Source organism: Mycobacterium sp. C31M (genome assembly GCF_053345865.1).
The window spans coordinates 249339-263024 of record NZ_JBKFAX010000001.1 but is presented as its reverse complement, the minus strand read 5'-3'; the positions used below and the strand labels follow the sequence as shown (position 1 = coordinate 263024).

Annotated in this window: 12 protein-coding genes; 11 read left to right on the top strand and 1 reads right to left on the bottom strand. The window is 66.4% G+C overall.

What is annotated here, in order from left to right; all coding sequences use genetic code 11:
- The first annotated feature begins 30 nt into the window (after positions 1–30).
- The 10 genes from rfbF to ACLBYA_RS01160 are packed head-to-tail and all read left to right on the top strand — an operon-like array spanning position 31 to position 10729.
- Positions 31–798 (top strand): glucose-1-phosphate cytidylyltransferase, encoded by a 768-nt coding sequence (rfbF, locus tag ACLBYA_RS01205; protein ID WP_447707525.1) that lies wholly within the window; start codon positions 31–33, stop codon positions 796–798.
- Between the two features lie 3 nt (positions 799–801).
- Entirely contained in the window at positions 802–2037 is a 1236-nt protein-coding gene (locus tag ACLBYA_RS01200) for a methyltransferase domain-containing protein (RefSeq protein WP_447707524.1), read from the top strand.
- 17 nt (positions 2038–2054) lie between these two features.
- A complete protein-coding gene (locus ACLBYA_RS01195; protein ID WP_447707523.1) occupies positions 2055–3197 on the top strand; it encodes a glycosyltransferase in 1143 nt (380 codons plus the stop codon).
- Positions 3194–4339, top strand: coding sequence for a glycosyltransferase family 4 protein (locus ACLBYA_RS01190; protein WP_447707522.1), 1146 nt, complete (start codon positions 3194–3196; stop codon positions 4337–4339). Before ACLBYA_RS01195 ends, ACLBYA_RS01190 begins: the two co-directional genes overlap by 4 nt.
- The gene (locus ACLBYA_RS01185) at positions 4336–5322 is read left to right on the top strand and encodes a glycosyltransferase (RefSeq protein WP_447707521.1); all 987 of its coding nucleotides are present in this window, start codon (positions 4336–4338) and stop codon (positions 5320–5322) included. Before ACLBYA_RS01190 ends, ACLBYA_RS01185 begins: the two co-directional genes overlap by 4 nt.
- Positions 5300–6550 (top strand): hypothetical protein, encoded by a 1251-nt coding sequence (locus tag ACLBYA_RS01180; protein ID WP_447707520.1) that lies wholly within the window; start codon positions 5300–5302, stop codon positions 6548–6550. Before ACLBYA_RS01185 ends, ACLBYA_RS01180 begins: the two co-directional genes overlap by 23 nt.
- A gap of 1 nt (position 6551) precedes the next feature.
- A complete protein-coding gene (locus tag ACLBYA_RS01175; RefSeq protein WP_447707519.1) occupies positions 6552–7229 on the top strand; it encodes an acyltransferase in 678 nt (225 codons plus the stop codon).
- Positions 7229–7930 carry an SGNH/GDSL hydrolase family protein gene (locus ACLBYA_RS01170; protein WP_447707518.1) on the top strand — a complete coding sequence of 234 codons (702 nt, stop codon included), beginning with the start codon at positions 7229–7231 and terminating at the stop codon, positions 7928–7930. Before ACLBYA_RS01175 ends, ACLBYA_RS01170 begins: the two co-directional genes overlap by 1 nt.
- The gene (locus ACLBYA_RS01165; protein ID WP_447707517.1) at positions 7930–9279 is read left to right on the top strand and encodes an O-antigen ligase family protein; all 1350 of its coding nucleotides are present in this window, start codon (positions 7930–7932) and stop codon (positions 9277–9279) included. The genes ACLBYA_RS01170 and ACLBYA_RS01165 overlap by 1 nt, the downstream gene beginning before the upstream one ends.
- Complete coding sequence (locus tag ACLBYA_RS01160; RefSeq protein WP_447707516.1) at positions 9272–10729, top strand: glycosyl hydrolase family 28-related protein; 1458 nt, start codon at positions 9272–9274, stop codon at positions 10727–10729. Before ACLBYA_RS01165 ends, ACLBYA_RS01160 begins: the two co-directional genes overlap by 8 nt.
- A gap of 7 nt (positions 10730–10736) precedes the next feature.
- Here ACLBYA_RS01160 and ACLBYA_RS01155 read toward each other — a convergent pair whose 3' ends face one another.
- Positions 10737–12068: a glycoside hydrolase family 140 protein gene (locus ACLBYA_RS01155; RefSeq protein ID WP_447707515.1), complete on the bottom strand. Its 1332-nt coding sequence runs from the start codon at positions 12066–12068 to the stop codon at positions 10737–10739.
- A 206-nt stretch (positions 12069–12274) separates the two neighbouring features.
- Here ACLBYA_RS01155 and ACLBYA_RS01150 point away from each other — a divergent pair, with 206 nt between their 5' ends.
- Positions 12275–13627 carry a polysaccharide biosynthesis tyrosine autokinase gene (locus tag ACLBYA_RS01150; RefSeq protein WP_447707514.1) on the top strand — a complete coding sequence of 451 codons (1353 nt, stop codon included), beginning with the start codon at positions 12275–12277 and terminating at the stop codon, positions 13625–13627.
- The last annotated feature ends 59 nt before the right edge of the window (positions 13628–13686 follow it).

Sequence of the window (13686 nt, the reverse complement as noted above, 5' to 3'; positions counted from 1 at the left end):
ACATCCCACAGACTTCTCAGGAGCCCGACAATGAAAGCAGTCATCCTTGCCGGCGGGCGCGGAACCCGGATCAGCGAAGAATCCGACACCCGGCCCAAGCCGATGGTGGAGATCGGCGGCAAGCCGATCCTCTGGCACATCATGAAGACCTATGAGCGGGCCGGTATCACCGACTTCATCATCCTGCTCGGCTACAAGGGCTACGTCATCAAGGAGTACTTCGCGAACTACGCGTTGCACTCGGCCAACGTCGTCATCGACTTCGCCAACGACACCATGCGGCCGTTGAAGTCCACCTGTGAGCCCTGGTCGGTCACGCTACTGGACACCGGTATCCACACCATGACCGGCGGCCGACTGCTGCAGGCCAAGGACTACATCGGCGATGACACCTTCTGCTTCACCTACGGTGACGGCGTCACCGACCTGGACATCAGCGAGGTGGTCGACTTCCACCATTCCCACGAGTCGAAGCTGACGGTCACCGCGGTACAGCCGCCGTCGCGCTACGGCCGGCTCGCGATCGACGGTCATCTGGCGTCGTTCAAGGAGAAGCCCGCCGAGGACGGCGGCTGGATCAACGGCGGCTACTTCGTCGCCGACGCCTCGATCCTGGACTACATCGGGGGGGAGTCCACGGTGTTCGAGCAGGAACCGCTGGAGCAGCTGTCGGCCGACGGGCAGCTGGCCGCCTACCGACATGACGGCTACTGGTACGGCATGGACACCCTCTGGGACAAGATTGTCCTGAATGGGTTGTGGGACAACGGAGAAGCCCCGTGGAAAGTGTGGAACTAGAAAATGACCGATTGCAGGATTTGTGGCACCGAGCTCAAGCAGACCTTCTGCGATCTCGGGATGTCCCCGATGGCGAACGCCTACCTGACCGACGCGCAGTTGAGTCAGCCCGAGGTGTACTACCCGCTGCACACCTTCGTGTGCTCGGAGTGCCTGCTGGTACAGCTCCCGGTCTTCGAGTCACCCGAGGAGATCTTCGGTGACTACCTGTACTTCTCCTCCTACTCGCAGTACTGGCTGGATCACGCCGCCGACTACGTCTACGACGCCATCGCCCGGTTTCAGATGACCGAGCACGACCAGGTCATCGAGATCGCAAGCAACGACGGATATCTGCTGAAGAACTTCGTCAGCATGGGGATCCCCGCGCTGGGAATCGAGCCCGCGGCCAATGTGGCCGAGGTCGCGGTGGCCAAGGGTATCCCCACCCGGGTCGGCTTCTTCGGGACCGAACTGGCCGCAGCCCTGGTGGTCCAGGGCATCCGGGCGGATCTGCTCATCGGCAACAACGTGTTCGCCCATGTACCCGATCTCAACGACTTCGTCGCGGGTATGGCGATGGTGCTGGCACCGGAGGGGCACATCACCCTGGAATTCCCGCACCTGTACCAGCTGATCCGGTGCAATCAGTTCGACACCATCTATCACGAACACTTCTCGTATTTCACGCTTCTCACCGCATCGACCGTGTTGGAGCGGCACGGATTGCGGGTGTTCGATGTCGAGGAACTGCCGACGCACGGCGGGTCCCTGCGGGTGTACGCCTGCCATACCGGCTCGCGTCGGCATGAGCTGACACCGCGTGTCGCCGATGTCCGCCTGCGGGAGAACGCCGCCGGGTTGGACACCATGGACGGACATACCAGCTACGCGCTGCAGGTGGCCGCCGTGAAGCAGGATCTGTTGGAGTTCCTGGTCCATGCCCGCAGGCGCGGTGCGTCCGTGGTGGGCTATGGGGCACCGGCCAAGGGCAACACCCTGCTCAACTACTGCGGTGTGCGGCCGGATCTGATCGAGTACACCGTGGACCGCAGCCCGCACAAACAGGGCCGCTACCTACCCGGCACGCACCTGCCGATCATGGATCCCGACCATATCCGGCAGACCCGGCCGGATTACGTGGTGATCCTGCCGTGGAATCTGCGCGACGAGATCATGCGCGACATGTCGTACATCCACGAGTGGGGCGGCCAGTTCGTGGTGCCGATCCCGGCACTGGAAGTTGTTGGCGAGCAGTGATGATCGAACGGACAACGATGATCGAACGGACAGCGATGAACAAATCGGTTGCCATCATCGGCACCCGCGGATACCCCAGCTACTACGGCGGATTCGAAACCCTGGTCCGCAGACTGGCGCCATACCTGGCCGACGACGGTTGGTCGGTCACGGTGTACGGGCGACGCGGGGCGGCAAAGCGCGATCCGTTCCGGGACCCGCGCATCCTGACCATGCAGACCCCCGGTATCGAGTCCAAGTCGCTGAGCACCCTGTCCTACGGACTGACCTCCACACGCCATGCCGCCCGACAGCGGCCGTCGGTGGCCCTGGTCATGAACGTCGCCAACGGATTCTGGCTGCCGATGCTGCAACGCGAAGGCATCCCGACGGTCGTCAACGTGGACGGTATCGAGTGGGAGCGCGCCAAATGGGGCTCGCTGGCCAAGTCGGTGTTCCGGCGCGGCGCCCAGATGACCGCCACGTACGCCGACCACCTGGTCTGCGATTCGCACGAGATCGCGCGACGCTGGCGGGAAGGTTTCGGGCGCGACGGCCATTTCATCCCCTACGGCGGCTCCGAGCCGGACCAGCTGCCGGCACCGGACGGCCTGATCCCGGGCAGTTATGCCCTGATGGTGGCCCGCTTCGTCCCGGAGAACACCGTCGGTGAATTCTTCCAGGCCGCAGCACTTCTGGCCGAGCGCCACGATGTGGTGATCGTCGGTTCCACCGGTTATGGCGGCGAATTCGACGAGATGGCCCGCCAACTGGACGCCTCCAGCGACCGGGTCCGCTGGCTCGGACACGTCAGCGACGACGCCAAGCTGTTCGCATTGTGGCAGAACGCCGGGGTGTACTTCCACGGACACAGCGTCGGCGGCACCAACCCCGCGCTGGTGCAGGCCATGGCGTGTGGGGCGCCGACCGTGGCCCGCGACACCGCGTACAATCGCGAAGTTCTCGGTGAGGCCGGTGTTTTCGTCGAACCGCGCAGCGACAAGATCGCGATCGCCCTGCACGGTGTGCTGGGGGACACGGCCCTGCAGCGACGGCTTGGCGCCGAAGCCCGGCACCGCCAGCAGCAGACCTATACCTGGGAGCTGGTGTGCCGCGGATATGCGGACACCCTGGAGGCGGCCAGCCTGCAGCGCACCGCGCGAGTCGGAGTGGGAGTATGAAAGTCCTGCTGACCCACGCCTCGGCCGAACTGTACGGCAGCGACCGGATGGCGGCCTTGGCCTGCGGCGCGCTGAGCGCCAAGGGGCACTCGGTCACCGCGGTGCTGCCGGTGGCCGGACCGCTCGTCGACGAGATGCGCGACGCCGACACCGCGGTGGTGATCGCCGATGTCCCGGTGTTGCGTCGGGCCGATCTGCACCCGGTTCGGATACTGGGCCTGATCGGACGTCTGGTCACCGGCCTGGCGAAGATGGTGCGGATCGTGCGGGCCGAGCGCCCGGATGTGGTGTACGTCAACACCATCGTGCAGCCGTGGTGGATCCTCGTCGGTAAGGCCATGCGCCGTACGGTCGTCGTGCACGTCCGGGAAGCCGAACCCCAATCGCCGCCGCGGGTGCGCAAACTGCTGTACGCGCCGCTGCTGCTGGCCGATCTGGTGCTGTGCAACAGCGCGTCGACCCGCGACGAGATCACCTCGATGGTGCCCCTGCCCACGTCACGGACATTCGTCGTCTACAACGGGAAGGACTGGTCGAAGTATCGTGTCCCCGCGCGCACCCGGGAGCGAACCGACCGGGTCCGGCTGACGGTCATCGGTCGGCTGAGCCAGCGCAAAGGGCAGGACACCGCGATCCGGGCGCTCGTCGGGCTGCTCGCCGAGGGGCATGACGCCACGCTCACGCTCGTCGGCTCGGTCTTCGAGGGTAACGAGGACTACGCCCACGAACTTGTGGCGCTGGCCCGGGTGCACGATGTCCTCGAGCGGGTCGAGTTCATCGGCTTCCTCGACGATATCCGGCCGATCCTGGCGGCGACCGATATCGCGATCGTGCCGTCCCGGATCGAGCCGTTCGGCACGGTCGCCGCCGAGAGCATGGCCGCCGGGCTGGTGACGGTCGTCGCCGAGGTGCAGGGCCTGACCGAGATCGTCCAGAACGAACGCAACGGGCTGACCTTCCCACCCGGTGACCACCGGGCGCTGGCGCAGCGCTGTGCCTGGGTGGTGGACAACCGGGAGGCCGCCGCCGAGTTGGCCCGGCAGGGGCAGTGCGATGTCGACGAACGGTTCGGTCTGGACACCTACCAACGGCAGATCGTCGAGTTCATCGAATCGGCCGATACGAAGGAGAGCGTCAAATGATCGGCACCACCATCAATCCGGTGACCATCGCGATGGTCACCTACAACTCGCGTGAGCACATCGAGGACTGCCTGAAGTGGTTCGCCGATCGGCCCGCCGATATCAGGGTGCGCGTCCGTGACAACGGCTCCACCGATTCCACCCCGGCCATCCTGCGTCGCCTGCGCGATCAGGGCCTGATCGACGAGCTGGTGCTGGCCGAGGACGATCCGGGGTTCGCGATCGGCGCCAACGATGTGATCCGCCGCTCCGGTGGTGATGACATCTTGTTGATGAACCCGGATGCCCGGATCGCACTGGAGACCATCGCGATGATGCGTGACGTCGTCAACGCCGATCCCGCGCTGGGGGCGGTGTCGCCGGTGGTGTCGGGCGGTAACGAGATCAGTGTCATGTCGGCCGGCCGGCAGCCCCGACTGTGGCCGATGTTCACGCATTATTCGGGACTGAGCCGGATGCTGCCCGGGTCGCGACTGTTGCGGGGACGACACCTGTTCCTGCGGCATCACGCCGGTACCGATCAGGTTGTGGAGTGGACGTCGGGGTGCTGCCTCTACATCCCGCGCACGACCATCGCCCGGGTCGGGCTGCTCAACGAACGCTGGTTCCTCTACGGCGAGGACACCGAATACTGCAAGCGCATCGGCGATGCCGGGCTGACGATCAAGGTGCTGGCCGATGCCCGCGCCTATCACGAGGTCGGTAGCTCGTCGGTGGCCGCGGTCGAGGAGGAACTGCCCGAGGTGGCCACGCGGGTCACCGAGGCGCCGGCAGTGCCGCCGCCGGACGTCAGCGCGATGTGGGGCAAGAACCTCTACGACTATTACCGCAACGCCTACGACCCGTCGATCGCCACCCGGACGGCGTGGCGGGTGACGTTCACCGCTGGTAACGCGTTCCGCGCATCGGTCCGCAGATGGCGTGATCCGCAGGATCGCAAGGCCGCGCACCTGATGAAAAATGCGCTCGCCGTCTGGCAGTGACACGCCGGTCCGGACCCTGGCGTCGGCGGTCGTCTACACCGACCTGGTGGACCGGCCGGAGCGCCCCCGGCAACCGGTCACCCCGGGACTGTACTGCGCCATCGTGGTCGTCACCGGCGCCCTTGCGCTGGCCCAGTTCTACTTCCTGCCGAACAACCTGGGCGCCGTCGAATTCGGGTACGTCGTGCTCGGCCTGTCCGTTCTGCAGGCCGGTCTGCAGCTGTCCGATCTGGGCTTGATCAACGCCTCGCTGCGCGCCGACCTGCCCGCGGAACTGCGAGTGCAATTGCGGGTCAACGCCGTCGGTGTCGCATCGGTGGTGTGTGTCCTGGGCATCGCGGTATGTGCCGGGCTGGCCATCCAGGGGGTGGCTTGGGCCTTGGTCGGCGGTGCGGCGTTGCTGTGCGCGGTGTGGCTGATCGGCGACCGTGCGCACGCGTCCGGGGCCGCTCAGCGCGGCGCGGAGACGACGACCAGTTGGTACAACGTCAGCTGGCAGAACGCACCGAAGACCGGCTCGATCATCGGCAGTTTCGGCGGTAGTGCGGTGGCCTCGATGGCCGGGGCCATCGTCACCGCGCTGCTGGTCAGTCGACCGCAGTTTCCCCGGATGCCGAGATGGTCTTTCCTACAGTCGAGTTGGCGAATCTGGTTGCCCGGCCTGGCCGTTTCGGCGACCGCGTTCGCGCTGACCTGGACCGAGACCTATCTGCTGTCGGCCCTGGTGAGTGTCGCCGAAGCCGGTCAGTACCAGGCGGCGGTGCGACCGCTGACCGGTATCACCTATCTGTACCTGCCGCTGGTCGCACTGATCCAGGCCGCGCACAACGCGGGCGCTGCCCGGCGGGTGCAGCGGCTGACGTTTCTTGCGCTCGGGCTGGGTGTGGTCGGCAGTGTGACGATCGGCGCCGTGCTGCTCACGGTCGGCCACGCTGTCTGGCCCGATTTCCGGTTCGACGCAGCGGTGGTGGTCCCAGCCGTGATCGCCTGTGCGGCAATCTGTGCGGCGGCCGTGGCCGGTGTCCAGTTGCTGTTGCGCGGCCACCACGTCGCGGCATCGGTGAACACCGGGATCGGTGCCGCCGTGCTGGTGCCGACGGCGTTGTACACCGTACCCGCCATGGGTGCCGCGGGCGCCGCGCTGGCCTCGGCCACGGCGTGGTCGGCCGTCGTGATCGCGCACGTGACCTTCCTGTTCTACATCCGATACCGAGCGAAGGTGGTGTGAGATGGCGCTTGTCGAGCGGGTCATGAAAGATGCCGGGCGCACGTACAGTATCGATCCCGAGGTGCCGCGCAGTTTCCTGTTCGGGGAGTACCTGCGCCGGGGGGTGCAGTTGCTGCGCGGGATGATCACGCTGCGCCGCAAGGTGTTCCGGGGTGCCGGGGTGCGGATCATGTGCAAGCGGAACCTGGACCCGGCGCCGTTGGCGACCATCGGAGCGGGTTCGATCATCGACGCCAGCGGGACCCGGGGTGTGCGCCTCGGCCGCGGCGCCAAGCTGGGGCGCCGGGTCATCGTGACCAGCACCAGCCAACTGTCCAAACGCGGTGTGGGACTGACGGTCGGCGACTACAGCGGTATCGGCGATCACGCCCATATCGGCTGCAGCGGTGGTGTCACCATCGGAAGCGATGTGATCACCGGGCCGTATGTCACCTTCCACTCCCAGGAACACATCACCGACAACCTGTTCACCACCATCCGCAGTCAGGGCACCCGGGAAGCCGAGATCGTCATCGAGGACGACGTCTGGGTGGGTGCCCGGGTCACGTTCCTGGCCGGCGCGCGGGTGCGCCGCGGCACGATCGTCGCGGCGGGAAGTGTGGTGCGCGGCGAGTTTCCGCCCTACAGCGTCATCGGCGGTGTGCCTGCGAAGGTCATCAAACAACGGAATGCCTGCTGATGGCCCCGGCCACCCGGACCAGGGCCGTCATCGCCCTGATCGTGCTGCTGGTCGCGACGGTCTTCCTCGCCTACCGGTTCAGCCCGGATTCCCCGGCACCGGAGAACACCACCCGTGCGCACGTGCGCGTCGACGCCGGCGACACGTTCCGCGTTGCGGTGATCGGCGATTCGCTCGATGCCGGGCTGTATGCGACCGAGCGGCGCCTCGGTTTTCACCCGCTGCTGGTACAGGCGTGGCGGGTCGGCGGACCGGTGGAGGACACGCCGCTGAACTCCCTCGGAGGGACCACCGAGAATGCACTGGGCAACACCGATCTCCCGGGCGGGCAACACCTGGTGATCGTCGAGCTCGGCACCAATGATGTGGCACGCACCGACCACACGACCTTCCGGCGCGACTACCAACTGCTGGTCGACCGGCTGATGGACGCGTCACCGAGGGCCGGGCTGCTGTGTGTCGGTCCGTGGCGGCCACGAGACGCTGCCCGACGGTTCGAGGTCATCATCAAGGACATCTGCGAGGGGCGGGGTGGGGCGTACCGCAGCATCGCCGACCTGTCCGAGAACCGCGACTTCAAGGGACCCGCCGATGTCCCGACGGAGTTCGGCCCGTCGGATACGTTCCACCCCAACGATCAGGGGCACCGGGCGATCGCCGACCGCCTGCTCGGTGCGGTGACCGTGGACAGGCAGAGCTGATGGCCACCGTCGCGACGCGGACCCGGATCACGGCACCGGCAGATTCCGACCGTCTCACCGCAGGGTGGATCGTGTTGGCGGGTGCGGTCGCCGCCTCGCTGCTGGTCGCCGAGTACATGGGACCATTGCTCGGTATCGCCTTCGCGCTTGCCAGTTGCGGTTTCACGCTGGTTGTCGCGATCCCGTCCGCCGTCATCCGCTTTCCGGCGGCCGGGTACTGGTTGGTCGGGGTGCTGGCGCTCGGCGCGGCGACCGCCGTGCTCGCGAACTACGCGGGGTCGACACCCCTGGACATCGATGTGCAGCGCGATGTCGGGATCGGATTGTCCTATCTGCTGTTCCTCGCGATCGGATACACGTTCGGCCGGACGGCGGGTGCCTTCCGGCTGCTGCTGGGCGCGCTGGTTGCGGCCGGACTGGCGATTTCGATCGTCCATCTGGTCCGACTGGCGACCGTGATCTCCAGCGGTGTCACCGATCTGTACCTGTTCCGGCTGGAGGCCGGCCGCGGATCGGTCACCCAGTTGGTTGCTCTGTGCGCCTGCCTGCTACTGCTGAGCGGCGATCTGACGCGGCCGTGGCGCCGAATGGTGATGGGATCGGCTGCCCTGCTGGTCATCTCGATGCTGCTGACATTGTCACGCGGGCTGATGATCTCGCTGATCATCGTGGTGTTGGGCACCCTGGGCCTGGCCATCGACAGATTCGGGCGGGTGGCTGTGCAACCGGTGAGGCTGGTGCTGACCGTGCTCACCACCGCTGCCGCGGTGCTCGGCGTCTACTACTTCACGGTGGCGTTCCTACCCGGTGTCCAGGCCTTCCTGGACGAGTTCTTCGTCACCCGGGTGGAGAACTCGATCACCGAGGTCTCGACGACCGATCTGCAGACCCGGACCCAGATCGCCAACAACTACCGCGCCTTCGAGGTCGAACAGACGATTCGACAGTTCGGTGAACAGCCCTGGCCTGCGCAGGTGGCCGGGCAGGGCTGGGGCAGTGTGGTGAAATTCGGCCTCGAGACAGCCTCGACCAAGGTGACCTTCACCCGCACGGAGGCGGCCTTTCTGCACAACGGCTACGCCTATTTCCTGATGAAGGCCGGGGTGCTCGGCGCCCTGATGTACATCGCGTTCCTGGTCCATCTCACCGTCCGTGCGCTGAAGCCCACCGGGTGGAGCGGTGGCCGATTCGTGTCGATGCAGCGCCGCGTACTGCTGGCGTTGGTGGTCGCCCTGGCAGTCGGCACCGTGACCACCGGTGGGTTCGGTTACCCGGCAACCTATCTCGGTCTCGCGGTGCTGCTCGGTGCCTGCTGTGCGTTTCCGGACCGGGAGACTACCGATGGTTGACCTGCCCGCGGCGCTGACCCGCCGCCATGCGTTGCTCGCCGGGGTGGCGGCCACTGCCGCCGTCGGCGCCGCCGGGTGCAGCGCGGAGACCGTTCAGGTGACCCCGCAGGTGGTCTCCGAACTGGGCGGCCTGATCGTCAACGCGCGCGACTTCGGGGTGGTCGGTGAGGGGGTCAACGTCACCCGGCAACTGCAGCACGCCATCGACTTCGCCCGCGACAACGGTCTGACTCTGTACCTGCCCGCCGGTGAGTACGTCGCCGACGGTCTGGTCTTGCGCGATCAGTCCCGGATGGTCGGGGCCGGACCCGAGTCGACGATCATCCGGGCGGTGCCGGGGTCGCGGGCGTCGGCGGTGCTGACCATCGATTCCGGGCCGGTGCGCAGCGTGCTGGTCGAGGGGCTGGGCCTGCTGGCCGCGGGGAACGGCGAGCAGCACGGTATCCACATCGTGGCCCGGCGGGCGAACGGTCACTCGGCGTCGGGGTTGTGGCACTCCGACTTCCGCAATGTGCGGGTGTACAACTTCGGCGGGGCGCAGCTCTGGTTACAGGGCGGCGGTCAGGACGCGCTGGATCCGATCCAGTTCCTCACCTTCACCAATGTGGTGCTGGAGCGGCGCAACGACTCGGCGCGGTCGCTGTCGTTGTTGATGTCCGGGCAGGTGAACCAAACGCTGTGGCTCAACGGACGTATCGACGGGTTCGGCTCGCAGGGCGATCACCCGGGGGCCAATGTCAAGATCTGCCGTCAGCTCGGTGGTTACGCACCGGAGGTCGACGGGTCGACAGAGTACCTGTCCAACCGGACCGGCCACAGCCACCTGTTCGCCGACGTCACGTTCCAACAGGCCGCGCTGGGCGTGTACATCGATGCCGCCGAATCGGTCTCGTTCGACACCTGCCACTTCGAGGGGCTGGAGAACGGGCTCCTGTTCGCCAATTCCCGCGACAATCGGGTCGACCGATGCCATTTTGCGAACTCCGCGCTGGGGGAGGGCGAGGCGTTCTCGATCCGGGCGGTATCGGGTGCCATGGTGTCGGGTAGCGCCAATGTCTTCATCGGTCGATACGGGCTGATGGCCTCGACCGACGGCGGTGCGGCGCAGGTGCGGATGCGCAACTCGATGTGCGATTCGCCGATCGTCACGCGTAACCTCACCCGACGACTCGACCCGGCTGCCTCGATCGCGGTGGGGGCGGCCTGCACCGTGGCGTTGACCGCGTCTGCAGTACCGATCCGCGAGGTGTCAGCCAGCAGATTTCCGGGGGAGGCGGTCGTCTTCCGGGCGACCGGGGGTTCGGTCTTCTTCACATCCGGCGGCAATATCGACTTCGGTGTGCTGCCTACACCGCTGGAGGTCATGCCCGGCGGCACGGTGACGTTGATGCGGTTCGATGATGAGGGCGGTTCGGCCTGGGCGGTGCAGGCGGTGCACGGTGCGCGCTGACGAAGGCTCAGGCGCCGTCACGCGCCTGGACGAACGGTTCCCCGGGGGTGGGGAATCCACGGTCGGCGTCGTCGGCGACCAGTACCCAGTCCTGGTTGTCCGGCGGAACCATCTCGATGACACGATCCGCCGGGGAGGTGCCGTACTCGGTGGCGGCTCCGGTGCGGGGGTCGAACCACCACAGGCGGGCCATCGATCCAGACAGTCGACCGAGGTCCATCGTGATGGCGGTGCCGTCCGAGGAGTACGTCATGGCGTAGGAGTCGTCGATGGAGCGGGTGGAGCGTGTGCCGGATGCGGCGGAACCTGTTCCACCGTCCGGGGTCCGGGTCAGGATCGGACGCGATTCGAGCAGGTTGCGCAGGTGCCGGACCTGGCCGGCGACCGGGTCGTTGAGCGCGTCGTACCAGTAGCGCAGCGGACCGTTGACGCCCTTGCGGCCGGGTTGGTACATCTGCCAGACCGAATGATGGCCATAGGCGATCCCGGCGCCGCCGCCGAATGCACCGTTGTACAGCCCGTTTCGCACCTGTTGGGGCGTCGAGTACGGCTGGGACGGGTCCATGCAGAGCGGATGCCCCTCGTAGAACGGCTCACCGTCCATGGTGGGTTTGGGCGGCCAGCGATCGAAGTCCGGTGTGGTGAGTTGGTATCCGGCGGTAAGAGTGCGTCCGCAGTGCCCGGTCTGGATGAAGTTGAAGTCCAACCAGGCGATATCGTGAAAGCGGGCCGAGGAGGACTGCGCCCAAGACGGGTGGTAGGTGATCACCACCCCATCGTGTCCGGTATCGGATCCGGTGACTCCGTTGGTGATTCCGCGGGCCAGCTCCTCGGCAATCGCCTCATGCCAGTCGACATCGTCACCGCCCATCAGCCAGATGATCGGGGCGTCGCGATATCGCTCGCCCAGCCAACGACCGAACGGGTAGGCGTTCTGCACCGTCAGGCCACCGCCGTGCGGCGGAGTGACATGCTTGAGCCACGCCGGGGCCATGACGACCCGCATTCGGCGTTCGGCGGCCTGGTCGATGATGTAGTCGATGTGGTCGAAGAACTTGGGGTTCGGCGAGCCCGCGTTCTCCGACCAGATGGTCTGCCCATCGGTGTTGCGTCCCTTGCCGAAATCCAAAGTCGCCGCGAACATCACGGTGTTGAAGCCCTGTTCCTTGCGGACGTCGAGGTATCGGCGGACATCCTCGCGGGACGACCGTTCGGCCAGCCACCATGCCGAGTCGGCCTGGATGATGAACGGGCTGCCGTCGGCCAGCACCAGGTGGTGCCCGTCGGTGCTTGCCCGCAGCCATTGCTGCTTCGGATTGCCGGACGAGCAGGCGACCATGAAGGTCGTGGCGAGGATGCACAGCAGCGCGGTGGCCGCGGTGGCTCGGCCGCGCGCGTCAGTTCTTGTTTGCGTATTCGTGAGTCAGCCCACCCGCCAGTCGTTTACGGCACTACGGCGAAGCTAACACGTCAGGCAGGGAGTCGGCAGTCCGAACAACCGACGGTGTCGTCGGTACACATCACCATCACAAAGGCGGGGATATCGTGAGAAGTACTGTCAAGCAGCAGATTACCGGAGTATCGGGTTGGGTCATCGCGCTCGGATTGACATTGGTCGGAGCGCTCGTCGCGCTGGTGCTGTCCATGCTGGCCACACCGCAGTACGAGGCACATGCGCGCATGTACGTCTCGACGACGGGCGGTGCTCCGGTGAGTAATGCGTCGTACCAGGAGACTTCGGCATCGCAACAGATCGCGTTGTCGCTGGTGAAGCTCATCCAGTCCGAGGCGGTCACCGAACGGGTGGTGGACAGCCTGCAGCTCGACATGTCGGCATCGGCACTGGCCGAGAAGATGGAGGCCAGCGTCGAACCCGAGACGGTGCTGATCGATCTGACGGTCACCGACTCCTCACCGGTTCTTGCCCGAGAGATCGCGAATGCGAACGCATTCGAGTTCGCGGACTTCGTCGACGAACTGCAGCTCAAGACCGCGCCGTCGACACCTCGACCCAAGGTGACGCTGGTCAAGCCGGCGGCCACCCCGACTGCGCCGGTGTCGCCGAACGTTCCGCGCAATGTCGGTCTGGGTGCGGTCGCCGGTCTGGCGCTCGGGTTCGCCGCGGCGAGCCTGCGGGGGCGGGCCATCCGGACGGTGCAGACGTCGCAGGAGCTCGAAGACGTGACCGGCGCCGCCCCGCTGGGCGCGGTGCCGTCGGTCCAGCTGTCCGGCGGCGACGCGTTCGCGCGGGTCACCGGCAATGCTGCACTGATGGAGAGCTTCCGCGATATCAGAACGAATCTTGTTCACCTGTTGGAAAGTTCGTCTTCGCGCGTAGTGGCGGTCAGTAGCGCCGGCCTGGAGGAGGGCAAGACCACCACGGTGTGCGGGGTGGCGGCGGCGCTGTCCGATGCCGGGCATCGGGTGCTCGTCATCGACGCGGACCTGCGGCAAGCACGGCTGACCCAGTCGCTCGACATGTCCAAGGACGCCGGCCTGGCCGATGCGTTGGACGGTGTGGCCGAGGCCCATGCGGTGATCCGTTCGATGGAGCATCCCAAGGTGGATGTCCTTCCGGCGGGACAGATCTCGTCGCAGCCCAGCGAGTTGCTGGCGTCCCGGGCTGCCGAGAAGCTGGTCCAGCAGGTCGGGGAGTCCTATGACTACGTGCTGTTGGACACCCCGGCGCTGCTTGCCTACACCGATGCCGCGGTGCTTGCCACGCACAGCGACGGTGTGCTGCTGACAGCACGGTATGCAGGGGTCGACGACGACGATCTGCGTGCCGCCATGGCGCGACTGAGTCGGGTCGACGCGCCGTTCCTGGGTGCGGTGCTGACCTTCGCGCCCATGTCACATACGTTGCGTCGTAGCTTGAAACGCTCGGGGCGTCGATGACGACAGTGCGACACCACCGTGCGGCGAAACTCGCGTACCCGGGGCCCCTCTCGAACCCC